General features: G+C 69.4%; 25 protein-coding genes. 15 read left to right on the top strand and 10 right to left on the bottom strand.

Translation table 11 applies throughout. From position 1 onward, the window contains the following. Window positions 1–67 precede the first annotated feature (67 nt). The gene (locus GBB76_RS00940) at window positions 68–679 is read right to left on the bottom strand and encodes a nitroreductase (RefSeq protein ID WP_152301549.1); all 612 of its coding nucleotides are present in this window, start codon (window positions 677–679) and stop codon (window positions 68–70) included. A gap of 221 nt (window positions 680–900) precedes the next feature. Between GBB76_RS00940 and GBB76_RS00935 the strand changes: the two genes are divergently transcribed. Both GBB76_RS00935 and GBB76_RS00930 read left to right on the top strand, forming a co-directional pair. Further along, the gene (locus GBB76_RS00935) at window positions 901–1,221 is read left to right on the top strand and encodes a GNAT family N-acetyltransferase (RefSeq protein ID WP_152301548.1); all 321 of its coding nucleotides are present in this window, start codon (window positions 901–903) and stop codon (window positions 1,219–1,221) included. Between the two features lie 161 nt (window positions 1,222–1,382). Beyond that, window positions 1,383–4,073, top strand: coding sequence for a DNA translocase FtsK (locus tag GBB76_RS00930; RefSeq protein WP_152301547.1), 2,691 nt, complete (start codon window positions 1,383–1,385; stop codon window positions 4,071–4,073). Window positions 4,074–4,089: 16 nt separating this feature from the next. On the opposite strand, the gene GBB76_RS00925 is transcribed toward GBB76_RS00930, so the two are convergent. After that, on the bottom strand, window positions 4,090–4,269 hold the full coding sequence (locus GBB76_RS00925) for a hypothetical protein (protein WP_152301546.1): 180 nt from the start codon (window positions 4,267–4,269) through the stop codon (window positions 4,090–4,092). After that, a complete protein-coding gene (locus tag GBB76_RS00920) occupies window positions 4,256–4,765 on the bottom strand; it encodes an MgtC/SapB family protein (RefSeq protein ID WP_152301545.1) in 510 nt (169 codons plus the stop codon). Before GBB76_RS00920 ends, GBB76_RS00925 begins: the two co-directional genes overlap by 14 nt. Window positions 4,766–4,917: 152 nt before the next feature. Between GBB76_RS00920 and GBB76_RS00915 the strand changes: the two genes are divergently transcribed. The 6 genes from GBB76_RS00915 (at window position 4,918) to GBB76_RS00895 (ending at window position 10,076) form a co-directional block, all read left to right on the top strand. Then, window positions 4,918–6,378, top strand: a complete 1,461-nt coding sequence (locus GBB76_RS00915) for an NAD-dependent succinate-semialdehyde dehydrogenase (protein ID WP_152301544.1) — start codon at window positions 4,918–4,920, stop codon at window positions 6,376–6,378. A 179-nt stretch (window positions 6,379–6,557) separates the two neighbouring features. Further along, window positions 6,558–7,400 carry an EamA family transporter gene (locus tag GBB76_RS00910; RefSeq protein WP_152301543.1) on the top strand — a complete coding sequence of 281 codons (843 nt, stop codon included), beginning with the start codon at window positions 6,558–6,560 and terminating at the stop codon, window positions 7,398–7,400. A 172-nt stretch (window positions 7,401–7,572) separates the two neighbouring features. After that, a complete protein-coding gene (locus GBB76_RS00905; protein ID WP_152301542.1) occupies window positions 7,573–8,895 on the top strand; it encodes an ATP-dependent RecD-like DNA helicase in 1,323 nt (440 codons plus the stop codon). Between the two features lie 56 nt (window positions 8,896–8,951). Then, the gene (locus tag GBB76_RS18695; RefSeq protein WP_202911142.1) at window positions 8,952–9,101 is read left to right on the top strand and encodes a hypothetical protein; all 150 of its coding nucleotides are present in this window, start codon (window positions 8,952–8,954) and stop codon (window positions 9,099–9,101) included. A gap of 113 nt (window positions 9,102–9,214) precedes the next feature. After that, entirely contained in the window at window positions 9,215–9,664 is a 450-nt protein-coding gene (locus GBB76_RS00900) for an Rrf2 family transcriptional regulator (RefSeq protein WP_152301541.1), read from the top strand. A 10-nt stretch (window positions 9,665–9,674) separates the two neighbouring features. After that, the gene (locus GBB76_RS00895) at window positions 9,675–10,076 is read left to right on the top strand and encodes a methylglyoxal synthase (RefSeq protein ID WP_152301540.1); all 402 of its coding nucleotides are present in this window, start codon (window positions 9,675–9,677) and stop codon (window positions 10,074–10,076) included. Window positions 10,077–10,222: 146 nt separating this feature from the next. Here GBB76_RS00895 and GBB76_RS00890 read toward each other — a convergent pair whose 3' ends face one another. Beyond that, window positions 10,223–11,458, bottom strand: a complete 1,236-nt coding sequence (locus GBB76_RS00890) for an acyl-CoA dehydrogenase (RefSeq protein WP_152301539.1) — start codon at window positions 11,456–11,458, stop codon at window positions 10,223–10,225. Between the two features lie 280 nt (window positions 11,459–11,738). Between GBB76_RS00890 and GBB76_RS00885 the strand changes: the two genes are divergently transcribed. The 5 genes from GBB76_RS00885 to GBB76_RS00865 all read left to right on the top strand — a co-directional run bounded on the left by GBB76_RS00885 (window position 11,739) and on the right by GBB76_RS00865 (window position 17,487). Continuing rightward, a complete protein-coding gene (locus tag GBB76_RS00885) occupies window positions 11,739–13,340 on the top strand; it encodes an ABC transporter substrate-binding protein (protein ID WP_202911141.1) in 1,602 nt (533 codons plus the stop codon). A 185-nt stretch (window positions 13,341–13,525) separates the two neighbouring features. Continuing rightward, window positions 13,526–14,536, top strand: a complete 1,011-nt coding sequence (locus tag GBB76_RS00880; RefSeq protein ID WP_152301538.1) for an ABC transporter permease subunit — start codon at window positions 13,526–13,528, stop codon at window positions 14,534–14,536. Next, window positions 14,529–15,503 carry an ABC transporter permease subunit gene (locus tag GBB76_RS00875; RefSeq protein WP_152301537.1) on the top strand — a complete coding sequence of 325 codons (975 nt, stop codon included), beginning with the start codon at window positions 14,529–14,531 and terminating at the stop codon, window positions 15,501–15,503. The genes GBB76_RS00880 and GBB76_RS00875 overlap by 8 nt, the downstream gene beginning before the upstream one ends. Next, window positions 15,503–16,492, top strand: coding sequence for an ABC transporter ATP-binding protein (locus GBB76_RS00870; protein WP_152301536.1), 990 nt, complete (start codon window positions 15,503–15,505; stop codon window positions 16,490–16,492). Before GBB76_RS00875 ends, GBB76_RS00870 begins: the two co-directional genes overlap by 1 nt. Next, window positions 16,489–17,487 (top strand): dipeptide ABC transporter ATP-binding protein, encoded by a 999-nt coding sequence (locus GBB76_RS00865; RefSeq protein ID WP_152301535.1) that lies wholly within the window; start codon window positions 16,489–16,491, stop codon window positions 17,485–17,487. Before GBB76_RS00870 ends, GBB76_RS00865 begins: the two co-directional genes overlap by 4 nt. A 21-nt stretch (window positions 17,488–17,508) precedes the next feature. Here GBB76_RS00865 and GBB76_RS00860 read toward each other — a convergent pair whose 3' ends face one another. From GBB76_RS00860 to GBB76_RS00835, 6 genes are all read right to left on the bottom strand, one after another. Beyond that, entirely contained in the window at window positions 17,509–18,378 is an 870-nt protein-coding gene (locus tag GBB76_RS00860) for an energy transducer TonB (protein WP_152301534.1), read from the bottom strand. After that, complete coding sequence (gene exbD / locus GBB76_RS00855; protein ID WP_152301533.1) at window positions 18,375–18,917, bottom strand: TonB system transport protein ExbD; 543 nt, start codon at window positions 18,915–18,917, stop codon at window positions 18,375–18,377. The genes GBB76_RS00860 and exbD overlap by 4 nt, the downstream gene beginning before the upstream one ends. A gap of 59 nt (window positions 18,918–18,976) precedes the next feature. Next, window positions 18,977–20,110, bottom strand: a complete 1,134-nt coding sequence (exbB, locus tag GBB76_RS00850) for a tonB-system energizer ExbB (RefSeq protein WP_152301532.1) — start codon at window positions 20,108–20,110, stop codon at window positions 18,977–18,979. A 219-nt stretch (window positions 20,111–20,329) separates the two neighbouring features. Next, a complete protein-coding gene (locus tag GBB76_RS00845; protein ID WP_152301531.1) occupies window positions 20,330–21,742 on the bottom strand; it encodes an FAD-binding oxidoreductase in 1,413 nt (470 codons plus the stop codon). Window positions 21,743–21,756: 14 nt separating this feature from the next. Continuing rightward, on the bottom strand, window positions 21,757–22,170 hold the full coding sequence (locus GBB76_RS00840; protein ID WP_152301530.1) for a type II toxin-antitoxin system VapC family toxin: 414 nt from the start codon (window positions 22,168–22,170) through the stop codon (window positions 21,757–21,759). Then, window positions 22,167–22,409: a type II toxin-antitoxin system Phd/YefM family antitoxin gene (locus GBB76_RS00835; RefSeq protein WP_152301529.1), complete on the bottom strand. Its 243-nt coding sequence runs from the start codon at window positions 22,407–22,409 to the stop codon at window positions 22,167–22,169. Before GBB76_RS00835 ends, GBB76_RS00840 begins: the two co-directional genes overlap by 4 nt. 157 nt (window positions 22,410–22,566) lie before the next feature. On the opposite strand from GBB76_RS00835, the gene GBB76_RS00830 reads away from it, so the two are divergent. Then, window positions 22,567–24,387 carry an ABC-F family ATP-binding cassette domain-containing protein gene (locus tag GBB76_RS00830; protein ID WP_202911140.1) on the top strand — a complete coding sequence of 607 codons (1,821 nt, stop codon included), beginning with the start codon at window positions 22,567–22,569 and terminating at the stop codon, window positions 24,385–24,387. A 136-nt stretch (window positions 24,388–24,523) separates the two neighbouring features. Next, on the top strand, window positions 24,524–25,324 hold the full coding sequence (locus GBB76_RS00825) for an RNA methyltransferase (RefSeq protein WP_152301527.1): 801 nt from the start codon (window positions 24,524–24,526) through the stop codon (window positions 25,322–25,324). Window positions 25,325–25,332 lie beyond the last annotated feature (8 nt).

Below are 25,332 nucleotides of genomic sequence, written 5' to 3'. Positions count from 1 at the left end.
CAACGCCGACGCGAAAGGCCGTCCCGGGAAACCGGGGCGGCCTTTCCGTTTCCCGCCGCTGCCTCGGTCAGTCCGGCGGCGCCCAGCGGGTGGTGAGCGCGGCGACATCCGGGCGCGGGCGCTCGCCCGGCTCCTCGCCGGCCGCCGTGCCGACATGGACGATGCCGGCCACCCGCTCGCCCTCGCCGACGCCGAGGAGGCGGCAGGCTTCGGGGTGCGTCGCCGCCCAGCCCGTCACCCAGATCGCATGGAACCCCATCGCCTTTGCCCCGGTCAGCAGGTTCATGCACGCCGCCCCGGCCGACAGCTCCTGCTCGAATTGCGGGATCATCGTGCCACCGACCGGCCGGCTGACCACCACCACCGTCAGCGGCGCCGGGAACAGGCGCGACATGATGCCGGCGAACTTCTCCCGCTTCTCCGGCACCATCTGCGGGTTGCCGGCGCGATAAGCGTCCGCCAGAAGCGCGCCCAGTTCCGCGCGCGCCTCCCCCTCGATGACGATGAAGCGCCACGGCACCAGCATGGCGTGGTCCGGCACGCGGGCGGCGATGGCGAGCAGCCGCGATGTCTCGTCCGCATCCGGCCCGGGCGCGGCGAGCGCGGCCGCCGACACCGAGCGGCGGCCTTCCAGCGCGGCGAGCAGGTCGGGCGAAGCGGGACGTCGGACGTGGTTCATGGGGGCGAAGCCTTTCTGTTTCGCCCCGCTATCCCATATCCCCCGCAGGCGGGCGACCGAAACCTGTCCGCGCCATGTCGCTCGCGTCGCTCGCAATGTCCCTGACCGCCCAGCGGCAAGGGGGCGACTCGCGGCCTGTTTTGGTCGACAATATCCCATCGGCCGGCGACGCGGCCGAGCCATAACCGGCGCCGGCCAGCGGCGTCCCCAAGGAGCAGAGAATGAGCATCAACGGTGAAATCCCGGTGCGCGACAACCGCGCCGCCGACCGTTTCGAGATCGAGCAGGACGGGCATGTCGCCTTCGCGCAATATGTGCTGGCGCCCGACCACATCATCTTCACCCACACCGAGGTGCCGGCCGAGCTCGGCGGGCGCGGTATCGCGACGCGGCTCGTGGAAGCTGGCCTCGCGAGCGCGCGCAAGAACGGGCTGTCGGTCATCCCGCGCTGCTCGGTGTTCGGGCGCTACGTGATGAAGCATCCCGAGACGCACGACCTTCTGGCGCCCGAAATCCGCGCCACGCTCGGCCTTCCGGTCTGAGGTCACGGCGGGGCGCGGCCTGCGTCCCGCCGTCCACAGGCCGGGGAATTCACGCCGCTCCATACCGTTCGTTAACGCTGTGCTCCTAACCATGGAGCATGGCCGAGGCGGCGCCTTCAGCGCACCCGGCGCAAGGCCAAGCGGTAAAGGTTCTGGCGTCCATGCGTAACCCGGCGCGTCCCTCCGATCCCAGTGCGGACAAGGCTTCCGAGACGACGGGTGGCACCCCGCGCCCAACCCGTCCCTTCTCGCGGGCCAATCCGCAGGTGACGCACGCGCCGCAGGCGCCGAAGGGGCATTCGGCGAAGGCCGCCAAGTCCGCCGCCGCGACGACGACGCGTGAGGTGGTGCCGAGCTGGCTTCAGCCCTTCACCATGCCGCCCAACACCCGCTTCACCCGCACGCCGGACTATCTGCTGCGCCAGCCGCCGGCCGCCGCGCCCGCCCCTGTGCCGGCCGAGCCCCAAGCACCCGCGACCGCCGCCACCGAGCCAGCCGCGCCGCCGCGCCCCTCGCAGACCCCGGTGCTGCGCGTGCCGCCGCGCAAGCCGCCGCTGGGCGCCGTGCCCAAGGCGCTGATCGCCGCCCATGCCCGCCGCGCGCTGGCGGCGCAGCCGACACCCGCCGAGGCGCCGGAGGCCGCTCCCACGGCACCGTCGCCGGAGCCCGCCCTCGTCGAGGCGCGCGCGCCCCTGCCGCCCGAGCCCGCAACCGCTGCCCCGGCCCGCGCCTTCTCCGGCCTGCCGGGCTGGTCGCTCGACGACACGCTCGTCGCCGCCAACGACGCCATGCGGACGCCCCGCTTCCTCGATGACGCCTTCGAGGATGACGGCGAAGGCGAGGAAGCGTATCCGCACGTCCTCGCCGCCGATGACGAAGGCGAGGAAATCGAGGCGTATGAAGCCTTCGAGGAGGAGTTCTTCGAGGAAGAGATTCTCGAGGCGGAAGCCTTCGAGGACGACGTTTTCGAGGACGAGCCCTTCGCGGGCGGGCCTTTGGTGGACGAGCTGCCCGGCGCAGGCACGCTCATTGCCGCTGCGTCCGACAACATCACCCCGGCATCGGCCCCGCGACCCGTCACCCTCGGCGGCTTCGAGGGCTACGCGGCGACGCCGCTCGACGTGTCGTTCTCCTGGCCGGTCTTTGGTCTGGTTCCGGTCTCTGTCGCGCCGGCGCCCCAGCCCGTGGCCGCGCCCGCGCCGGTGGTGCCCGCCCCCGTCGTCGCGGCTCCGGTGACCGCCGCTCCCGTAGCTGCCGCGCCGGTCTCTACGCCCCGGCCCGCGCCCGCCGCCGCACGTCCCGTCGCCCCGCCGCGTCCTGTGCGCGCAGAGACCGACGAATACGAGCTGCCGCCGCTCGACCTTCTCACCGAGCCACCGCAGAACGAGCCGGATTACGAGCTTTCCGAGGAATTCCTCGACCGCAACTCGGTGAAGCTCCAGCAAGTGCTGCACGATTTCGGCGTGCGCGGCGAGATCATCGACGCCAATCCCGGCCCCGTCGTCACGCTCTACGAGCTTGAGCCAGCGCCCGGCATCAAGTCCAGCCGCGTCATAGGCCTGTCCGCCGACATCGCCCGTTCGATGAGCGCCATCTCCGCCCGCGTCGCCGTGGTGGAAGGGCGCAATGTCATCGGCATCGAGCTGCCCAACCAGCGCCGCGAGACGGTGTGGCTGCGCGAGATGCTGGCCAGCCACGAATTCGAGGCCGCCAAGGCCAAGCTGGGCATCGGGCTCGGCAAGACCATCGGCGGCGAAGCTGTCATCGTCGACCTCGCCCGCATGCCGCACCTGCTGGTCGCCGGCACCACCGGCTCTGGCAAGTCCGTCGCCATCAACACCATGATCCTGAGCCTGCTCTACCGGCACAAGCCGGAAAACTGCCGGCTGATCATGATCGACCCGAAGATGCTGGAACTCTCCGTCTATGAGGGCATCCCGCATTTGCTGACCCCGGTCGTCACCGATCCGAAGAAGGCCATCGTCGCCCTGAAATGGGCGGTGCGGGAGATGGAAGACCGCTACCGCAAGATGAGCCGCCTCGGCGTGCGCAACATCGACGGCTTCAATGCGCGTGTGGCGGAGGCCGCCGCCAAGGGCGAGATCATCACCCGCACGGTGCAGAAGGGCTTCGACAAGGAGACCGGCGAATTGCTGGAGGAGGAGGAGATCATGGATCTCGCTCCCCTGCCCTACATCGTCATCGTCGTGGACGAGATGGCCGACCTGATGATGGTGGCCGGCAAGGACATCGAGGGCGCCATCCAGCGCCTCGCCCAGATGGCCCGCGCCGCCGGCATCCACCTGATCATGGCGACGCAGCGCCCGAGCGTCGACGTCATCACCGGCACCATCAAGGCCAACTTCCCGACCCGTATCTCTTTTCAGGTCACGAGCAAGATCGATTCGCGCACCATCCTCGGCGAGATGGGCGCCGAGCAGCTGCTCGGCCAGGGCGACATGCTCTACATGGCCGGTGGCGGGCGCATCTCGCGCGTGCACGGACCCTTCGTCTCCGACCGCGAGGTCGAGCGCGTCGTCGAGCATCTGAAGGCGCAGGCGCGCCCGGAATATCTCGACGAGGTGACCGCCGAGGACGAGGAGGAGCCGGCCGCCGAGGACGGCGCCGTGTTCGACAAGTCCGCCATGGGCGCGGAGGATGCCGGCGATCTCTACGATCAGGCGGTTTCCGTGGTCCTGCGCGACCGCAAGGCGTCGACCTCCTACATCCAGCGCCGGCTGCAGATCGGCTACAACCGCGCCGCCTCGATCATGGAGCGGATGGAGAATGAGAGCATCGTCGGCCCGGCCAACCATGCCGGCAAGCGCGAGATCCTGAAGGATTCGCGCTGACGCTGGAGGCCCCGCCTCAGGGCTCCAGCGACGACCAGATCGACAGGCCGGCCGCCATCAGCACGGCCGCCGCCGCGAGCATGAGCGCCGCGCGCCAGTTGCGCCGGCGCCCATGCGGCCACGGCGTGCGCGACCGGCCCGGGCGGCCCTGTGCCGACGGGGCGGTCTCCTCGGAAGAACCGTCAGCGGTCGGCATCGGGGCCGGCCTCCTCGTTCCGTGAGGCGGCCCGACGGGCGGCCAGCCGCTCGACGATCCGCTCGAGCGGATTGGCGACCACCAGCAGCACGACGGTAAAGACCAGTCCGAGCAGGATCAGGTTCCAGCTCGCCAGCGCGCAGGCAATGCCGAGCACCGCCGTCGCCCACACGGTGGCCGCCGTGGTGAGGCGATGGGCCTCGTGACCGTCCGCCTCGCTGCGCAGGACGACGCCCGCGCCGATGAAGCCGACGCCGGTGAGCACGCCCTGCAGGACGCCCTGCACGACACGGCTGGTCGCGTCCGGATGCTGGTTCAGTTCGCCGACCTGCAGCGCGGTGAGCGACACCAGCGTCGCGCCCATGCACACCGGCCCGAGCGTGCGCATGCCCCCTGGTTTGCCCTTCAGGTCGCGATCCGTGCCGACCGCCATGCCGATCAGGGTCGCGGCCAGCAGGCGCAGCAGGTTGTCGAGATCGACGCCGTCCAGAACCATCGGGCCTCCACGCGCCCGGCGCCTGAGGGACGTCGGCTCCGCGCCTGCGAAAATTGGATCCAATTCCCCTGCGTCAGGCCGGGTCTGCCCCTTTCCGTCCGACGTCGGGACGATTAGGTATGCCCCAGCACCCTATCCCGAAAGGTTCGGCCATGCAGCATTCCGTGTCCTATCCCGACGTCCTGCTCTTCATCGACGGCCAGTGGCGCGGGGGCAGCGGCCATGGCGGCGCGCCGGCCAGCCAGAAGGTCATCAACCCGGCGACGGAAGAGGAACTCGGCACGCTCGCCCATGCCAGCCGCGCCGATCTCGACGCGGCGCTGGCTGCCGCCGAGAAGGGCTTCGCCGTGTGGCGCCACACCCCGCCGCACGAGCGCTACAAGATCATGCGCAAGGCCGCCGAGATCCTGCGCGAGCGCCATGAGACGATCGCCGTCCTCATGACCATGGAGCAGGGCAAGCCGCTGCCGGAAGCCCGCATGGAGACGCTGGCCTCCGCCGACATCATCGACTGGTTCGCCGAGGAAGGCCGGCGCCAGTACGGCCGGCTGATCCCGGCCCGTGCCGCCGGCGTGCAGCAGATCGTCCACCGCGAGCCGGTCGGCGTCGTCGCCGCCTTCACGCCATGGAACTTCCCGATCAACCAGGCGGTGCGCAAGGTATCGGCCGCGCTGGCCGCGGGCTGCGCCGTCATCCTCAAGGGACCGGAGGAGACACCGGCGAGCTGCGCCGAGCTGGTGCGCGCCTATGCCGATGCCGGCGTGCCAGCGGGCGTGGTCAATCTCGTCTTCGGCGTGCCGGCCGAAATCTCGCAGTATCTGATCCCGCATCCGATCGTGAAGAAGATCTCCTTCACCGGCTCGACCGTGGTCGGCAAGCAGCTCGCCGCGCTCGCCGGCGCCCATATGAAGCGCGTCACCATGGAACTGGGCGGCCACGCCCCGGCCGTGGTGTTCGAGGATGCAGATGTGGAAGTGGCGATCAAGCTGCTTTCCGGCGCCAAGTTCCGCAATGCGGGGCAGGTCTGCGTCTCGCCGACCCGCTTCCTCGTGCATGAGGACCTCTATTCCCGCTTTGTCGACGGCTTCACCGAGGCCGTGAAGGGCGTGAAGGTCGGTAACGGGCTGGAGGACGGCGTGCGCATGGGCCCGCTCGCCAATCCGCGCCGCGTCGAGGCCATGGAGGCACTGACCGCCGACGCGGTCTCGAAGGGCGCCACTTTGCGCACCGGCGGCGCGCGCATCGGCAATAAGGGCTATTTCTTCGAGCCGACCGTGCTCACCGACCTGCCGGCCGATGCCCGCATCCTCAATGAGGAGCCGTTCGGCCCCATCGTGCCGATCATGCCGTTCTCCTCGACGGAGGCGGTGATCGCCGAGGCCAACCGCCTGCCCTACGGCCTCGCGGCCTATGCCTACACCACCTCCGCCACCCGCGCCGACGAGTTCGCCCGCCGGGTGGAGAGCGGCATGGTGTCGATCAACCATCACGGCCTCGCCCTCCCCGAAGTGCCGTTCGGCGGCATCAAGGATTCCGGCTACGGCTCGGAAGGCGGCACCGAGGCGATGGAAGCCTATGTGAACACCAAGTTCGTCACCCAGCTCGGGGTCTGAGCGAGGACAAGCCACGATTTCGAGGGTCGCGCCCCGGCGCGGCCCTTTCCGTCCCGGCACTTCCGGGAGCGCGGACGGCGCCATGCCCGTTGGGTGCCGCCCGGCTTCGCCACGCTCGGCATCGCCGGCGGAATCGGCTAAAGCCTGCCGCTTGCGCTTCCCTCCGGCCGGGCCGTTCCATGGAACCCAGCGTCTTCCTCGCCGTCATCGCCGCCGCCGCGATGCACGCGGGCTGGAACGCGGTGCTGAAGATCCGGCTCGACCCGTTCCTCGCCGTGGTGCTGATCAATGCCGCCTGCGGCGTCATCGCGCTGCCGGCGGCGCTCTATTTCGGCCTGCCGGAACCGCATGTCTGGCCCTGGATCCTCGCCTCGGTCCTCATCCATCTCGTCTATTACCTGACGCTGAGCGGGGCCTACCGGCGCGCCGACATGGGGCTGGTCTACCCGCTGGCGCGCGGCAGCGCGCCGCTGCTCACCACCATCCTGTCGGTGACGCTGGTGGGCGAGGCGGTGGACGCGCAGGGCTTCCTCGGCGTGGCGCTGCTGGCGCTGGGCATCCTCACCATCGCCTGGCGGCGCGCAGGCCTGGCCGCCATCGACCGCACGGCGCTGCGCCTCGCGCTGATGTGCGGGCTCTCCATCACGGCCTATACGCTGGTGGACGGGCTCGGCGCCCGCGCCGCCAGCAGCCCGCACCTCTATTCCGCCTGGCTGTTCGTCGCCGACAGCGTGGTCATCACCCTGTTCGGCCTCGCCTGGAAGGGACCGCGCGCGCTGGCGCCGACGCTCTCCTTCATCGGGCCGGGCCTTGCCGGCGGGGCGATGTCGCTCGCCGCCTACTCGATCTCGATCTGGGCGATGACCAAGGCACCCATCGGCCTCGTCGCGGCGGTGCGCGAATCCAGCGTGCTGTTCGGCGCCGTCATCGCGGTCGTGGTGCTGCACGAGCCACTGCGCCGCGAGCGCATCCTCGCCGCCGTGCTGATCGTTGCCGGGCTGGCGCTGATCAAGTTGCACTGAGGGTACGCCGCTCTGGCCTCCGTCATCCCGGCCGAAGGCGGAGCCGGAGAGCCGGGATCGCGTTCCACGACGGCGAGCGATCCCGGATCGGCCGCAGGCCGTCCGGGATGACGAACAACGCCACGGCGCGGGTGATGTCGCCCTTCCCGCCCGCCTGTGCTCCATTGCGCCGATGAACGAGACACCCGCCCTGCCGATTCGTCCCTCGGTCCCCGTGGAGGCCTTCGCCGGCCCGCTCACCGTGGTGGGCCAGGGCGCGCCCGTGGTGATGGTGCTGGGCGGCGCGGGCACCGGCAAGACGACCTTCCTGCACACGCTTCGGCGGCATGGCGGCAGCCGGCAGGCCTTCCTCGCCCCGACCGGCGTCGCCGCCCTCCAGCTTGGCGGGCAGACCATCCATTCCTTCTTCGGCCTGCCGCCGCGCCTCGTCGACCCTGATCAGGTCAAGCCGCGCTCGCCAAAGCGCACGCTGATGAAGAAGCTGGAACGGCTGGTCATCGACGAGATTTCCATGGTGCGGGCGGATGTGCTCGACGCGGTGGACCGTAGCCTGCGCATCGCGCGCGGCAATCCCGAGCCCTTCGGCGGCGTGCAGGTGGTGCTGGTCGGCGACTTCCTGCAACTGCCGCCGGTGGTGCCCACGGCCGAGCGCGAGATCCTCGGCCATCTCGGCTATGAGGGGCCTTTCGCCTTCGACGCCCGCGTGCTGCGGGAGGTGGAGCCGGCGCGGCTGCCCTTCCTGCAGGTGCATCGCCAGACCGACGCCTATTTCGTCGAGCATCTCGCCGAGCTGCGCATGGGCCGCTACGTGCATGAGGCGGTCGCCGCCATCAACGAGGCCTCGTTCCGCGAGCACCGGCCCGGCCGCATCCCGGTCGTGCTGGCGCCGACCAATATGCGCGTCGACGCCTATAACCGGCGCGGCCTCGAGGCGCTCTACGACGAGGGCCGGCTTTATGAGGGCAAGAGCGAGGGCGAGTTCGACCTCGCCAATGACCGCCTGCCGGTGCCGGAGGCGCTGGCGCTGAAGGTCGGCGCGCGGGTGATGACGGTGCGCAACGACCCCGAGAAGCAATGGGTCAACGGCTCGGTCGGCACCGTCACCGGCCTCGCCCCGGACCGCGCCTATGTCCGGCTCGACGGGGCGGGGATCGTCGAGATCGAGCGCACAAGCTGGGAGCGTATCCGCTACGACTGGGACGAGGCGACGGGCAAGGTGGCGGCCAAGGTGGTCGGCAGCTACAGCCAGCTTCCTCTCGTGCCGGCCTGGGCGGTGACGGTGCACAAGGCGCAGGGCCTGACCCTTGAGGACGTGCGCATCGACTTCGACAGCGGCGCCTTCGCCGCCGGTCAGGCCTATGTCGCGCTGTCGCGCGCCCGCTCGCTGGAGGGGCTGTCGCTGGCCCGGCCGCTGCGCGCCTCGGACATCCGCATCGACCGCCGCGTGGCCGCCTTCACGGCCGCCTTCGAGGCCGCGGCGACGCTCCCCGCCTGAGGGGTTTACAAATTCTATATTATCGATAGATTAATACCCTCACCGGAGAGGGACCCATGGCCAAGGCCGGCATCCGCCGCTATCGCGACACGCTGCTGTTTGCATTGGCCTATGGTGCGGTCATCGGCGCCGTACTTTTCGCGCATCCCTTCCGCGACGAACAGGTCGCAGCGCCGGTGACGGTTGCCGCCGGTTCCGCAGGCTGACTCAGCGGTGCCGAATTACGGTTTCTGGTAAAAGTTCGGCTGATCTACCATCTATATAGCGTATCAATTGCGGGGGATTCGCTCTTGCCACGCATGCTGGATGATGTGCGGACATGCTGACCAACAAGGGCAAATACGGCCTGAAGGCGATGCTTTTCCTCGCGAGGCTCGAGCCCGGTTCGAGCGCGATGGGCCAGGAAATCGCCACAGCCAACAACATACCGAAGAAGTTCCTCGACGCGATCCTGCTTGAACTGCGCAATGCCGGCATGCTGCGCTCCAAGAAGGGGCCGGGCGGCGGCTATGCGCTCGCGCGCACCCCGCGCGAGATCCGCATCGGCCACATCATCCGCACGCTGGATGGACCGCTGGCCCCGATCGGTTGCGCCAGCAAGAGCGCCTATGTCCCCTGCCAGGACTGCGAGGATCTCGCGACCTGTTCGGTGCGCATCACCATGAGCAAGGTGCGCGACGCCATGTCGGACATTCTCGACCGCCTGTCGCTGCAGGACATGATCACCTTCGCCGAAGCCCCCAATGTCGACCTGATGTACAACATATGAGCCGCCGCTCATGAACGCTGGCGCCGCGCGGGACCCGGGGCTGCTCGCCCTTGTCGCCCATGACAGCAAGAAGGACGAGATGGTCGCGTGGGCCCTCGCCCATCGCCATGTGCTCGCCCGCTTCCCGATCGTCGCCACCGGCACCACCGGCGGGCGCATCCTCGACGCCTGCCCGGAATTGCAGCTGACACGGCTCAAGAGCGGGCCGCTCGGCGGCGACCAGCAGATCGGCGCGCTGATCGCCGAGGGGAAGGTCCGCGCGCTGGTGTTCTTCGTCGATCCGCTCACCGCCCAGCCGCACGATGTTGACGTGAAGGCGCTGATGCGCGTGGCGCTGGTCTACGACATCCCGCTGGCACTCAACCCCGCCACCGCCGAAATGGCGATTGCGGCGCTGGCGGTCGAGGACTGATCTGCCCAAGACCGATCTTCCGAACACTGATCTTGCGACGTCATCCCGGCCGAAGGCGAAGCCGGAGAGCCGGGATCGCTCGCCAATGGGGATACGATCCCGGATCGGCCTTCGCCGTCCGGGATGACGGTTGAGGGAGCCCGCCCTCAGAAGAACGCCTGATGCCCGGTGATGGCGCGGCCGAGGATCAGCGCGTGAATGTCGTGCGTGCCCTCGTAGGTGTTCACCGTCTCGAGGTTCACCATGTGGCGCATGACCGGAAATTCGGCCGAGATGCCGTTGCCGCCATGCATGTCGCGGGCCTGGCGGGCGATATCGAGCGCCTTGCCGCAATTATTGCGCTTGAGCAGCGAGATGGTCTCCACCGGCAGCGTCCCCTCGTCGAACAGACGGCCGGCGCGCAGCGCGATCTGCAAGCCGAGCGCGATCTCGGTCGCCATGTCGGCGAGCTTCTTCTGGATGAGCTGGGTCGCCGCCAGCGGCCGGCCGAACTGCTTGCGGTCGAGCGTGTACTGGCGGGCGCTCGCATAGCACGCCTCGGCGGCGCCGATCACGCCCCAGCCGATGCCGAAGCGGGCGCGGTTGAGGCAGCCGAACGGCCCCTTGAGGCCGGAGGCGCCGGGCAGCAGGCTTTCCTCCGGCACCTCGACCCCGTCCAGCACGATTTCGCCGGTGATGGAGGCGCGCAGCGAGAGCTTGTGCTCGATCTTCGGCGTCGAGAAGCCCTTGGTGCCGCGCTCCACGAGGAAGCCGCGGATCTCGTTGTCATGCGCGGCCGACTTCGCCCACACCACCGCCACATCCGCGATGGGCGAGTTGGTGATCCACATTTTGGCACCGGTCAGGCGGTAGCCGCCGTCGATCTTCTCGGCGCGGGTGCGCATGCCGCCCGGATCGGAGCCGGCATCCGGCTCGGTGAGGCCGAAGCAGCCGATAAGTTCGCCGGTGGCGAGCTTCGGCAGGAATGCGCGCTTCTGCGCCTCGCTGCCATAGGCGTTGATCGGGTGCATGACGAGCGAGGACTGCACGCTCATTGCCGAGCGGTAGCCGGAATCGACCCGCTCCACCTCGCGGGCGACGAGCCCGTAGGACACGTAGCCGAGGCCGGCGCCGCCATATTCCTCGGGGATGGTCGGGCCGAGCAGGCCAAGCTCGCCCATCTCGTTCATGATCTCGCGATCGAACCGCTCCTCCAGAAAGGCGGAGGTGACGCGGGGCAGCAGCTTTTCCTGTGCATAGTCGCGCGCCGTGTCGCGCACCAGCCGTTCCTCCTCGGTGAGCTGGCCGTCGAAGGCGAACGGATCGGTCCAGTCGAATTCGGCCCGTCGGGCCGAAGGGGCGGCGGAAGCTGCAGCGGGGGCTGAGGACGGCGCGGCACTCATGGAACGACTCTCCCGAAGGGCCGGCGGCAGAAGATCGGGGCGGAACGCCGGCTCCCTGCTCTTACAACTTCGCACGATGGCTTGCACCTCGACGACGGTCGCAGGCCACCGGCAACGTGCGGTATCCGCTACGTCATGCGACTTTGGTCGGGGCCGGGGGTGTGATTGCGCAACTTTGAGACACGTGTTTGAGTTGCTGCATTGGGCGGCGGTGATGAAGAACAGGGCATCCGGGAACAACGGATCGCGAACCATGCCGTCCTTCAAGAGGGGAACTACAATGCCGGTCATCACTCCCAAAGCGGCCATCGCGGCCGCCCTGCTCACGGCGTTCGCGGCGGCTCCGGCCTATGCCGCCAAGACGCTTGTCTATTGCTCGGAGGGCAGCCCCGAGAACTTCACGCCGGCGCTGAACACGACGGGCACCAGCTTCGACGCCGCCCGCCCGGCCTACAACCAGCTGGTCGAGTTCGAGCGGGGCAGCACCAAGGTCGTTCCCGGCCTCGCGGAAAGCTGGACTGTCAGCGACGACGGCAAGGAGCTGACCTTCAAGCTGCGCAAGGGGGTGAAGTTCCACTCCGGCGTGAACGGCTTCACGCCGAGCCGCGACTTCAACGCCGACGACGTGATCTTCAGCTTCAACCGCATGTGGAAGACCGACAACCCGTACCACAAGGTCACGGGCGGCGCGTATGACTACTTCAACGACATGGGCTTGCCGGACCTGCTGGTCTCCATCGACAAGGTCGACGACCACACGGTGAAGTTCGTGCTGAAGGAGCCGAACGCGCCCATGCTGGCGAACCTCGCCATGGACTTCGCCACCATCCACTCGAAGGAATATGCCGACTTCCTGCTCAAGAAGGGCACGCCCGAGCAGTTCGACCAGATTCCGGTCGGCACCGGCCCGTTCTCCTTCGTGAACTACCAGAAGGACGCGGTGATCCGGTACAAGGCGTTCCCCGCCTATTTCGAGGGCCCGGCCAAGATCGACAACCTCGTCTTCGCCATCACCCCCGACCCGACCGCCCGCTATGCCAAGCTGAAGAAGGGCGAGTGCCATGTGATGATCGCGCCGAACCCGGCCGACATCGCCGGCATGAAGACCGATCCCGCCGTCAACCTGCTCTCGCAGCCGGGCCTGAACATCGCCTACTGGGCCTTCAACGTCGAGAAGCCGCCCTTCGACAAGAAGGAGGTCCGCCAGGCCTTCAACATGGCGATCGACAAGGCGGCGATCATCAAGGACGTCTATCAGGGCGCCGGCCAGGGCGCGATCAACCCGATCCCGCCGACCATCTGGTCCTACAACAAGGACGTGAAGGACTACGCCTACGACCCCGAGAAGGCCAAGGCCATGCTCGCGGCAGCCGGGGTCCAAACCCCGCTCGACATCGACCTGTGGTGGATGCCGGTGCAGCGTCCCTACAACCCGAACGCCAAGCGCATCGCCGAGATGATGCAGTCGGACCTCGCCAAGCTCGGCGTCAACGCCAAGCTGGTCTCCTATGAGTGGGGCGAGTACCGCAAGCGCATGCAGGAAGGCGAACACATGACCGGCCAGCTCGGCTGGACCGGCGACAATGGCGACCCGGACAACTTCTTCTTCCTGCTCGGCTGCCCCGCCGCCCGCAAGGGCGGGCAGAACCTCGCCAAGTGGTGCAACAAGGAGTTCGACGACCTGATCTCCAAGGCGCGCACCAGTTCGGATCTCGCCGAGCGGACCAAGCTCTACGAGCAGGCGCAGGTCATCTTCAAGGAAGAGGCGCCCTGGTTCACCATCGCCCATTCGGTGGTCTACGAGCCGACCCGCAAGGAAGTCGTCGACTACAAGGTCAGCCCGTTCGGCCGCCACGAGTTCTATGGCGTCGAGCTGAAGTGATCGGGCCCGCCGGGGGCGTCGTCCCCCGGATTGACTGTCATCCCGGACGCGGCCCTGCCGCGATCCGGGATCGCATCCCGATTGAAGCGCATCTCCGTCTCGCGATCCCGGATCACCGCTAAGCGGTGTCCGGGATGACGGCTGCTTTGCAGGGATCAGGCACGACCCATGGGTACGCCCCACATATGCTGAAACTCATTCTCCGCCGCGTCGCGCTAACGGTGCCGACTTTCGTGGCGCTGATGTTCGTCACCTTCGTCGCCGTGCGCCTGGTGCCCGGCGATCCGATCGAGGCGCGCACCGGCGAGCGCGGCATCGCGCCCGAGCGCCTCGCCCAACTGCGCCACGACCTGGGCCTCGACCAGCCGATGTGGCAGCAGTTCCTCGACTACGCCTATGGCCTGCTGCACGGCGATTTCGGCGTCTCCATCGTCACCAAGACGCCGGTGCTGAAGGAATTCCTGATCCTGTTCCCGGCGACGCTGGAACTGGCCTTCTGCGCGCTGGTCTTCGCCATCGTGCTCGGCATCCCGGCCGGCGTGCTGGCGGCGGTCAAGCGCGGCTCCATCATCGACCATTCGGTGATGACGGTGGCGCTGGCCGGCTATTCGATGCCGATCTTCTGGTGGGGCCTGCTGCTCATCATGTTCATCTCGGAGTATCTGGGCCTGACCCCGGTCTCCGGCCGCATGGACCTCATCAACTACTATTTCGAGCCGGTGACGGGCTTCATGCTGATCGACAGCGTGCTCTCCGGCCAGGAGGGCGCGTTCGGCGCGGCGGTGGCCCATCTCATCCTGCCTTCCATCGTGCTCGGCACCATTCCGCTGGCGGTGATCGCGCGCATGACGCGCTCGTCCATGCTGGAAGTTCTGGGCGAGGACTATGTGCGCACGGCGCGCGCCAAGGGCCTGTCGCCGCTGCGCGTGGTCGGCCTGCACGCGCTGCGCAACGCGCTGATCCCTGTCGTGACGGTGGTGGGGCTGCAGACCGGCACGCTGCTGGCCGGCGCGGTGCTGACCGAGACCATCTTCGCCTGGCCCGGCGTCGGCAAATGGCTGATCGAATCCATCGCCCGCCGCGATTATCCGGCGCTCCAGGGCGGCATCATGCTGATCTCGGCCATCGTCATCCTCGTCAACCTCATCGTCGACACGCTCTATGTCGCGATCAATCCGAGGATCCGGCATGGCTGAGGAAAACGCCATCGACGATCCGATCCCGACCGCGCCCGAGCGCCTCGTGCCCGGCGCCGCCGGGGCCAGCCTCAGTGCCATCGCGGCCGCCGAGCCGGTGGGCGAGGAACCCTCCTCGCTCAGGGCCTTCTGGTCGGCCTTCAGCGAGAATCGCGGCGCCGTGCTGGGCCTCGCCATCGTCGTGTTCATCGCCCTGCTGGCGCTGTTCGCGCCGTGGGTCGCCCCGCATTCGCCGACCGAGCAGTTCCGCCAGAGCGTGCTGCTGCCCCCGGTCTGGGCCGGCGGCAACTGGAGCTTCCCCTTCGGCACCGACGCGGTGGGCCGCGACGTGCTCTCGCGCCTGATCTACGGCGCGCGCATCTCGCTCGGCATCGGCCTGTCGGTGATGGTGGTCTCGGTGGCGCTCGGCATCGTGCTCGGCCTCGCCAGCGCCTTCCTGCGCGGCATCGTCGAAGTGGTGGTCATGCGCATCATGGACGTGGTGGTGGCGATCCCGAGCCTGGTGCTCGCCATCCTCGTCGTGGCGGTGCTCGGCCCCAGCCTCGTCAACACCATCGTCGCGGTGACGGTGGTCTACCTGCCGCGCTATGTGCGCCTCGTGCGCGCCGCCGCCATCGCCGAGTTGTCCAAGGAATACGTCATCGCCGCGCAGGTGGCGGGCGTCGGCAGGCTGCGGCTGATGTTCGTCACCGTGCTGCCGAACTGCCTCGCTCCCCTCATCGTGCAAGCGGCCCTCGGCATTTCCGACGCCATCCTCGAGGCCGCCGCGCTCGGCTTCCTCGGCCTCGGCGCGCAGCCGCCAACCCCGGAATGGGGCGCCATGCTGGCCGATGCCCGCGAGTTCATCCGCTCGGCCCCGTGGATCGTGACGCTGCCCGGTCTCGCCATCCTCGTCACCGTGGTCGCCATCAACCTGATGGGCGACGGCCTGCGCGACGCCCTTGACCCGAAGCTGAGGAGGAGCTGATGCCCCTGCTCTCCATCCGCAATCTCTCCGTCACCTTCACCACCGCGCGCGGCCCGTTCCGCGCCGTGGACGGGGTGAATCTCGACGTGGAGGCCGGCGAACTGGTCGCCGTCGTCGGCGAATCCGGTTCCGGCAAGTCGGTCGCCATGCTGGCGGTCATGGGCCTGCTGCCATGGACCGCGAAGGTCTCCGCCGACCGGCTCGAATTCGACGGCCGCGACCTGCTGGCGCTCGGCGCGCGCGAGCGGCGGCGCATCGTCGGGCGCGACCTCGCCATGATCTTCCAGGAGCCGATGTCGAGCCTCAACCCGTGCTTCACGGTCGGCTTCCAGATCCGCGAGGCGATGGCCGCCCATCTCGACCTCTCCCGCGCCGGACGGCAGGCGCGCGCGGTCGAACTGCTGGAGCTGGTCGGCATTCCCGAGCCCGAACGCCGGCTGAAAGCCTTCCCGCACCAGCTTTCCGGCGGCATGAGCCAGCGCGTGATGATCGCCATGGCGCTCGCCTGCCGCCCCAAGCTGATCATTGCCGACGAGCCGACCACCGCGCTCGACGTGACCATCCAGGCGCAGATCCTCGACCTGCTGCTGCGGTTGCAGAAGGACAGCGGCGTCGGCCTCGTGCTGATCACCCATGACATGGGCGTGGTGGCGGAGACCTCTCGGCGCGTCTGCGTGCAGTATGCTGGCCAGCAGATCGAGATGCAGACCACGCGCGGCCTGTTCCGCGATCCGCACCACCCCTACACGGCGGCGCTGCTGGCGGCGCTGCCGGAGCGCGCACATGGGCGCCTGCTGCCCTCCATTCCCGGCGTCGTGCCGGGGCTGGCGGATCGCCCGCGCGGCTGCCTGTTCTCGCCGCGCTGCCGCTTCGCCACCGAGACCTGCCGCACCGTGCCGCCCCCGCGCGCGAGCGCCGAGCTGGGCTTCGCCCTCTGCCACACGCCGCTCGTCGACGGCGTGCCTCAGCATCGGGAGTTCGCGGCATGAACCCGGCCTTTCCCGCAGAGGCATCGGCCGACGCGGCCGTGATGGAAGCGGTCGACCTCGCCCAGAGCTACGAAGTCTCGCGCGGCCTGTTCGCGCCGTCGGCGACGGTGAAGGCGGTCGCCGGCATCAGCTTCCGGCTGGCGCCGCGCTCGACGCTGGCCGTGGTCGGCGAATCCGGTTCCGGCAAATCCACCCTCGCCCGCATGCTCACCATGATCGAGCGGCCCGGCGCGGGCTCGCTGCGGCTCGACGAGGTGGACGTGGCGGAGGCGGATGCGCGCACGCTGCGCCGCTACCGCGGCGAAGTGCAGATGGTGTTCCAGAACCCCTACGGCTCGCTCAACCCGCGCCAGACGGTCGGCAAGGCGATCGAGGAGCCGCTGCTGGTCAACACGACGCTCTCCGCCGCCGAGCGGCGCGCGCGCGCGCTCGACATGATGGCGCGCGTCGGCCTGCGGCCCGAGCACCACGGGCGCTACCCGCACATGTTCTCCGGCGGCCAGCGCCAGCGCATCGCCATCGCCCGGGCGCTGGTGCTGCGTCCGAAGATACTGGTGCTGGACGAGCCGGTCTCGGCGCTCGACGTGTCGGTGCGCGCGCAGGTGCTGAACCTGCTGGTCGAACTGCAGGAACAGCTCGGCGTCGCCTATGTGTTCGTGTCGCACGACCTCGGCGTGGTGCGGCACATGGCCGACGAGGTGATGGTGATGTATCTCGGCAGCGCGGTCGAGCATGGCCCGCGTGACGCCATCTTCGACGCTCCCAAGCACCCCTATACGCGCGCCCTGCTCTCGGCGACGCCGATCGCCGACCCCGAGGCGAAGAAGGAGCGCATCGTGCTGGAGGGCGAACTGCCCTCACCGTTCAACCCGCCGAAGGGATGCCCGTTCAACCCGCGCTGCCCGCTGGTGCAGGAGCGCTGCCGGGTCGAAATGCCGCCGCTGGAGCGCAAGGGCGCGCAACTCGTCGCCTGCTGGGTCGCCGACGGCAACTGACCCGCCCGGCGCCGGCGCGGCTCAGCGCAGGCTGAACAGCACCGGCACGGTGAAGGAGATCGTCCCGCCCGGCACCTCGGCCGGCGGCGGCGGCACCGGCGAGGCGCGGCGCACCATGGCCACCGCTTCCGCGTCGAAATTCGCATTGCCCGACGAGCCGGCCAGCCGCGCCGCGAGCACCTGCCCCGAGCGATTGATCGTGAACGCCACCCGCGCCCTGCCCTGCCCGCTTTCGCCGGCCGGGTAGCGCTTGTGCCGGTTCAGATGCGCCATCAGCCGCGAGCGCCAGTTGGCCGGCGCCCGGCTGTTGGCGGTCGAGGCGCCGGCGCTCGGCGCGGCGATGCGATCAGACGCCGTGGCATTCAGCGAGGGCGCGGCCGTCGTGCGCGGCGCGGGCGGCTTCTCGCTCTTCTCGCGCTCCTTCGGCTTGGGCTTCGGCTTCGGGCGCTCCTTGGGCGGATCGGGCTTCTTCTCCGGCGGCGTCAGCTCGGAGGCGAGCGGAGGCGGCGGAGGCAGCGGCACCTCAATGTCCGGCGCGGGGGACTCGGCGACCTCGGGGATGGGCTCCTGCTCGGGCAGCGGCTCGGGCGGGGGCACGTCCTCCTCCTTGGCCAGCGGGTCCGGCGGCACCTCTTCCTCGATCTTCTCCGGCGCCTCGACCATTTGCGGGCCGGGCGGCAGGTCCACCGGCTCGGCCTCGGGAGCCACAGGCATCTCGGCAAGCTCGATCATGATCGCCGCCGGTTCCTCGGCCGCGACGAGGGGCGGCGGGGACAGCATGTAGGCGAGCGCGCCGCCATGCACCGCGAGCACCACGATGCCGCAGACCGCCCAGGCCGCCGCTTCGCGCAGCCTGTGGCCCCGCCCCGCTTTGAGCAGCAGCAGGCTCATGGGGCCGGCGTTCCGGCGGCGGGAGCGGGGACGGGCGCCGTCAGGGCCGGCGCCGGCGTGCCAGGCGCGGGCGTCCCAGGCGCTGCGGGAGCCGCAACTCCGGGCGCGGGCGCCGGCTGGCCGGCCATTTCCAGCCCCACCAGCGCGATCTTGAGGTAGCCGGCCGCGCGCAGCAGGTTCATCACCTCCATCAGCTCGCCATAATCCACGCTCTTGTCGGCGCGCAGGAAGATGCGGGTATCGCGCTTGGTCTCGGTGGTGCGGTCGAGCGTGGCGCCGAGGCTGGCACGGGCGACGTCCTCATTGCCGAGGGCGAGAACAAGGTCGCTCTTCACGGTCAGGTAGACCGGCTTGTCCGGGCGCGGCTGCACCTGTGCGTTCGAAGCCGGCAGGTCCACCGCGACGTCGACCGTCGACAGCGGCGCCGCCACCATGAAGATGATGAGCAGCACCAGGATCACGTCGATGAACGGCGTGACGTTGATTTCGTGGTTCTCGACGAGATCGTCGCTGTCGGTGCTCTGGAGCTTCACGCCCATGGATCATTCCCCCGCCCGCTCGAAGGGGCCCGAATGCTCAGGCCCCAGGCTCCTGCCGCTCACTCCGCCGCGGCACGCAGCCGCTGGGGCTCCGGGCGGCCGCGCCGGGCGTCGCGCCGGTCGAGGTCGCGCGAGAGCAGGCGCAGCACCTCGGCCGAGGCGTCGCCCATCAGCACGCGATAGCCCGACACCTGCCGCGAGAAGTGGTTGTAGATCACCACGGCGGGAATGGCCGCGACGAGGCCGATGGCGGTGGCGAGCAGCGCCTCCGCGATGCCCGGCGCCACCACGGCGAGATTGGTGGTCTGCGCCTTCGAGATGCCGATGAACGAATTCATGATGCCCCACACCGTGCCGAACAGGCCGACGAAGGGCGCGGTGGCGCCGATGGTGGCGAGCAGGCCGGTGCCCCGGGTGATGGCGCGCCCTGCCGCCACCTCGATGCGCCCGAGCGAGATCGACACGCGCTCCTTGATACCCTCGGCCGGCAGGTCGCCGGAGCGCTGGAGTTCGAGATCGGTGGCGCGCAGCATGGCGCCGGCCGGCCCGCGCGGCGCGACCCGGCGCGCCTCCTCCAGCGAGGCGCTGGAGAGATAGCCCGCCACCGCGCGACGCAGCCGGCCCCGGGCGAACAGAAGCTCCACCGACTTGACCAGCCAGACCGTCCACGTCACCACCGAGGCGAAGGCGAGGCCGATCATCACCGCCTTCACCACCCAGTCCGCCGCCATGAACATGCCCCACGGGGACAGGTCGTGCGGAAGCTGGGCCGCGACGGAGGGATCCTCGCCCTCCTGCAGATGGTGGGGGTCGGCCGCAACCGCCGGCGCGGCGGGAATGGCGCCGGCTTCAGCAGCGCCGGACGGCGGCACGAGACCGTCGGTCGCGGCCGGTGCAACCGTGCCGGCGGGCGGCGCCGGCTGCGTGACAGGCGCGCTCTGGACAGGAGCGGGGGCAGCCGAGGGCTGGGCGGTCGCAGCGGCAGGCGTCGCCACGGCGGGGGCCGCGACGGCCGGCGCCGTGGCCGCCGGGACAGTTGTTGCAGGCACCCCAGCCGCCGGGGCGGGCGCGACGCCCGTCGCCGCCTGCTGCGCCAGCGCCGGTTTGCCCGCCACCGCCACGACCAGCGTGGCGAGCACCATCAACACGCTCAGGCGGCGGCGATGCGGCAAGGTCGGGCGGGATGTCAGCATGTCGGCTCTTCCGAATTTCCGGACGGCCTCGCCCCTCTCCCGCATCCGTGAGGCGGATGCATCGCCGGCTGGCCCGTCAGTTACCGGCTTCCATAGACCCGACGATACGCGCTCGACAATATGAAAAAGCCAGAATTCGCAAATGTAGAACGCTTCAAAACAACGAATACGCTCGCGAAATCTAGTTTATCATCATTCCAGACAGGTAATTATTGTCGACTATGTACCGATCACCTTACCCGGATTGAGCGTTCCGGCGGGATCGAGCGCGAGTTTCATCCTGTGCATCAGGTCGAGCGCAACCGGATCGGCGTAATGGGCCAGTTCCTCGCGCTTGAGAATGCCGATGCCGTGCTCGGCGGCGATGGAGCCGTCCATGTCGGTCACGATGTCATGGACGATGCGGTTGAAGGTCTCCCACATGGCGATGAAGGCGGCCTTCTCCATGCCGACCGGCTGGCTCAGGTTGAAATGGATGTTGCCGTCGCCGACATGGCCGAACGGGCACGGCCGCAACCCCGGCAGCGCCGCCACCACCGCCGGCAGCGCCCGCGCGAGGAATTCGGGCACGCGCGACACCGGCACTGACACGTCGTGCTTGATCGAGCCGCCCTCGTGCTTCTGCGCCTCCGACATGTCCTCGCGCAGCCGCCACATATTGGCCGCCTGCGCCCCGGACGTGGCGATCACCGCGTCCAGCACCTCGCCGGCCTCCATCGCCGCGCCGAGCCCCTCTTCCAGCAGAGCGGCAAGGTCGAAGGCGCGCGTGGGCGCGCTCAGCTCGACCAGCACGTACCAGTCATGGGTGTCGCGGAAGGGGCGCACCGTGCCGGGCATGTGCCGGAGCACCGTCTCGACCCCGAAGGCCGCCATCAGCTCGAAGGTGGTCAGCGCGTCGCCGGCCTCGCCGCGCAGGCGCGCCAGCAAGGCGAGCGCGGCCGCCGGATCGGGCACCGCGAGAAAGGCGGTGGTGCGCTGGGCCGGCGCGGGAAACAGCTTCAGCACGGCGGCGGTGATGAGGCCGAGCGTGCCCTCGGTGCCGAGGAAGAGCTGCTTGAGGTCGTAGCCGGCATTGTTCTTACGCAGGCGCTTGAGTCCGTTCCACACCCGCCCGTCGGCCAGCACGACTTCCAGGCCGAGCACGAGATCCCTGGCGTTGCCATAGCGCAGCACGGCGGTGCCGCCGGCATTGGTGGAGAGGTTGCCGCCGATGCGGCAGGAACCCTGCGAGGCGATGTGCAGCGGGAACAGGCAGCCCACCGCCTCCGCCGCCTCATGCGCCCGGTCGAGGATGCAGCCGGCCTCCACTGTCATCGTCATGTCGACCGGATCGACCTGACGCACGCGGTCCAGCCGGGCCAGCGACACCAGCACCTCGCCGAACGGCATCTGCCCGCCCACCAGCCCGGTATTGCCGCTCTGCGGCACGATGGCGACGCCCGCTTGCGCGCAGGTCTCGACGACGAAGGCGACCTCCTCCGTCGTACCCGGTCGCAGCACGGCGGGTGTCATGCCCTGATAGAGCCCGCGCTCCTCGCGCAGATAGGGCGCCATGTCGGCCGGATCGGTCAGCACATGGGCGGCGCCGATGCGCTGGGCGAGTGTGGCGAGCAGGGGGGAGAGGGCGGACATGAAGAACCCTGAAACTAGCGGGAAGCGTCGATGACACGAACGTGGCCGGCACCACCATAGTCGAGAATGGCGCGGTCGGCGGTGAGCAGGGGCGAGCCCAGATGCCGCGCCGTCGCGATGATGATCCGGTCTGCCGGGTCAGCGTGCAGCGTACCGGGCAGGCGCACGCTGTCCACGGCGATGCCGGGCTCCAGCGCCGCCAGCCGGAGAGAAGGAAGCGACAGCACCGTCTCCAGCCACGCGCCGACATTGTCGGCCAGCGCCAGCCGGCCCTTCTGCACCAGCAGCGCGATCTCCCACGGTGTGACGGCGGAAACGAACACGCTCCCGGCCTCGCTCGCCTGCTCGATCGCGGCGCGCGCCCGCCCGCCGAGGCGCACGTCGTCGTCCAGCGCCCAGATCAGCACATGCGTGTCGAGGACGATCACGAATTGACCGCCCAGTCGCCGGCATCCGCCGCGGGTTCGAACGGGGAGTCATAGCGGGTGACGACCCCGCGAGAGGCGCCGATCAGCGAACGCGCCGGCGAGGCCTGGATGGGGCTCAGCACCGCCACCGGCTTTCCCCTGCGGGTAATGGTCACGGGTTCGCCGGTTTGGTTCATCTCGTCGATCAGGCGCAGGCACTCGGCCTTGAACTGGGCGGCCGGAACGATCCTCGCGCTCATGAACATGCCTCCTAGCTTCTGTACATGTTTTATGTACATCATCGCGGCACCTTGGCAAGCAATCACCGCCCCAGATCGGCGCAACGCTCATCGCGGACATGGCTCCATTGCCGCCTCTCCCCTTGCCCCGGCGCGGCTTTCCCCCTATCCCCGCGCCATGGCGCCTCCTCTCCTTCTGCTGCAAGACACCAAACTCACCTTCGGCGGCACGCCGCTGCTGGAGGGGGCGGAGCTTTCCGTCTCCGCCGGCGAGCGCGTCGGCCTCGTCGGACGCAACGGCTCGGGCAAGTCGACCCTGCTCAAGATCGCCGCCGGCCTCGTCGCGGCCGACAGCGGCGCGCGCTTCGTGCAGCCCGGCGCGACGGTGCGCTATCTCCCGCAGGAGCCGGACCTTTCCGGCTTCGAGACCACGCTGGCCTATGTCGAGGCCGGCATGGGGCCGGGCGATGCGGAGTACCGCGCGCAGTACCTGCTGAGCGAACTCGGCCTCACCGGCGAGGAGAACCCGGCCAACCTTTCCGGCGGCGAGGCCCGCCGCGCCGCGCTCGCCCGCGTGCTGGCGCCCGAGCCCGACATCCTGCTGCTCGACGAGCCGACCAACCATCTGGACCTGCCCGCCATCGAATGGCTGGAAGCGGAAATCGCCTCGCTGCGCTCGGCCCTCGTGCTCATCAGCCATGACCGCCGCTTCTTGCAGGACCTCACCCGCGCCACCGTCTGGCTCGACCGTGGCCGCACCAAGCGCATGGAGCGCGGCTTCGCCTTCTTCGAGGAATGGCGCGACCAGGTGCTGGAGGAAGAAGAACGCGACCAGCAGAAGCTCGCCCGCAAGATCGTCGCGGAAGAGCACTGGATGCGCTACGGCGTCACCGCGCGCCGCAAGCGAAATGTCCGCCGCGTCGGCGAGCTGGCCGCCCTGCGCGCCCAGTTCCGCGACCATCGCGGCGCAGTGGGCAGTGTCACCATGGCCGCCACCGAGGCGGAAGTCTCCGGCAAGCTGGTGATGGAGGCGGAGCACATCTCCAAGACCTACGGGGATCGCGTCATCGTGCGCGACCTCTCCATCCGCATCCAGCGCGGCGACCGCATCGGCATTGTCGGCCCCAACGGCGCCGGCAAGACCACACTGCTGAAGATGCTGACCGGGGAACTCGCCCCCGATAGCGGCAAGGCCAAGATGGGCACCAATATCGAGATGGCGACGCTGGACCAGCGCCGCGCCGCGCTCGACCCCAACCGCTCGGTGCGCGAGACGCTCACCGACGGGCGCGGCGACCAGGTGTTCGTCGGCGGCAATCCGCGCCACGTCATCGGCTATATGAAGGACTTCCTGTTCACCCCGGAGCAGGCCGGCACCGCCGTCTCGCGGCTTTCCGGCGGCGAGCGCGGGCGGCTCCTGCTGGCCTGCGCGCTGGCGCAGGCCTCGAACCTCATGGTGCTGGACGAGCCGACCAACGACCTCGACCTGGAGACGCTCGACCTTCTGGAAGAGATGATCGACGACTATGCCGGCACGGTGCTGCTGGTCAGCCACGACCGCGACTTCCTCGACCGCACGGTGACCGCCACCATCGCCTATGAGGGCGACGGCAACTGGGAGGTCTATGCTGGCGGCTATTCCGATATGGTGGCCCAGCGCGGCCATGGCGTGAAGGCGCGCGCGGCCGCGGCCGCCGCTTCCGCACCGACCGCGAAGCCCGCAGCTACCGCAGCGCCGGCGGCAAGCTCGTCGGCCTCCCGGCGCAAGCTCTCCTTCAAGGAGAAGCATGCGCTGGAGCAGTTGCCCAAGCGGATCGCCCAGCTCGAATCCGACGTGAAGCGGCTCAACAACACGCTGCACACGCCGAATTTCTACGCGCGCGACCCCGCCGGCTTCCAGAAGGCGACGGCCGAACTGACCCGCGTGCAGACCGAGCTTGCCGCCGCAGAGGAGCAGTGGCTGGAACTGGAAATGCTGCGCGAGGAAATCGGGGCGTGAGTGGGCATGCCGCGTGCTCCCGGGCGTCATCCCGGCCGCCGCAAAGCGGAGCGCCGGGATCGCTCACCAGTCTGCCCGCGATCCCGGATCGGCCCTGCGGACCGTCCGGGATGACGCCCGGCGTGTCTTTCTAGCCATGCCCCGCCTCATCCCCCTCGCCTCGCCCGACGATCCCCGCATCGACGCCTATCGCGTGATCAAGGAACGCGACCTCGTGGGGCGCGGCGGGCGGTTCATCGTCGAGGGGCGCACGGTGCTCGACGTCGCCCTCTCCCCGCGCAACCGCTTCGCGCTGGAATCGCTGCTGCTGATGGAAAGCCGCGTCGAGGCGCTGGCCGGGCTGCTGGCGCAGGCGCCCGACGACCTGCCAGTCTACACCGCCTCGCAGTCGATCCTCGACGGCATCACCGGCTTTCACATCCATCGCGGCCTGCTTGGCGTCGGGCTGCGCGGCGCCCTGCCTTCGATGGCGGAGCTGGTGGCCAGCCTGCCGGACGAGGCGCTGGTCGTCGTCCCGCTCGGCATCGCCAATCACGACAATGTCGGCGGCATCATGCGCAACGCCGCCGCCTTCGGGGCGGATGCCGCGCTGTTCGACTTCGCCTCCTGCGATCCGCTCTACCGCAAGGCGATCCGCGTCTCGGTCGGCGGCAGCCTCGTCGTGCCCTTCGCCCGCGAGGGATCGGCCGGCGCGCTGTGCGACCGGCTCAAGGCGCACGGCTTCGAATTGCTGGCGCTGAGCCCGGCCGGCGCGGTCACGCTCAACGAGGTGCGCCGGCCAAGGCGCGCCGCGCTGCTGCTGGGCGCGGAAGGGCCGGGCCTGCCGGACGACATCCTCGCCCGCGCCACCACGGTACGCATCCCGATGACCGCCGGATTCGACTCGCTCAACGTGGCGACGACCAGCGGTATCGCGCTCCACGCCCTCGCCGCCTGACCGGCGGG

This window comes from Ancylobacter sp. TS-1 (assembly GCF_009223885.1).
In the GTDB taxonomy this organism is placed as follows: Bacteria; Pseudomonadota; Alphaproteobacteria; order Rhizobiales; family Xanthobacteraceae; genus Ancylobacter.
This window is presented reverse-complemented; position numbering and strand designations above follow the sequence as displayed.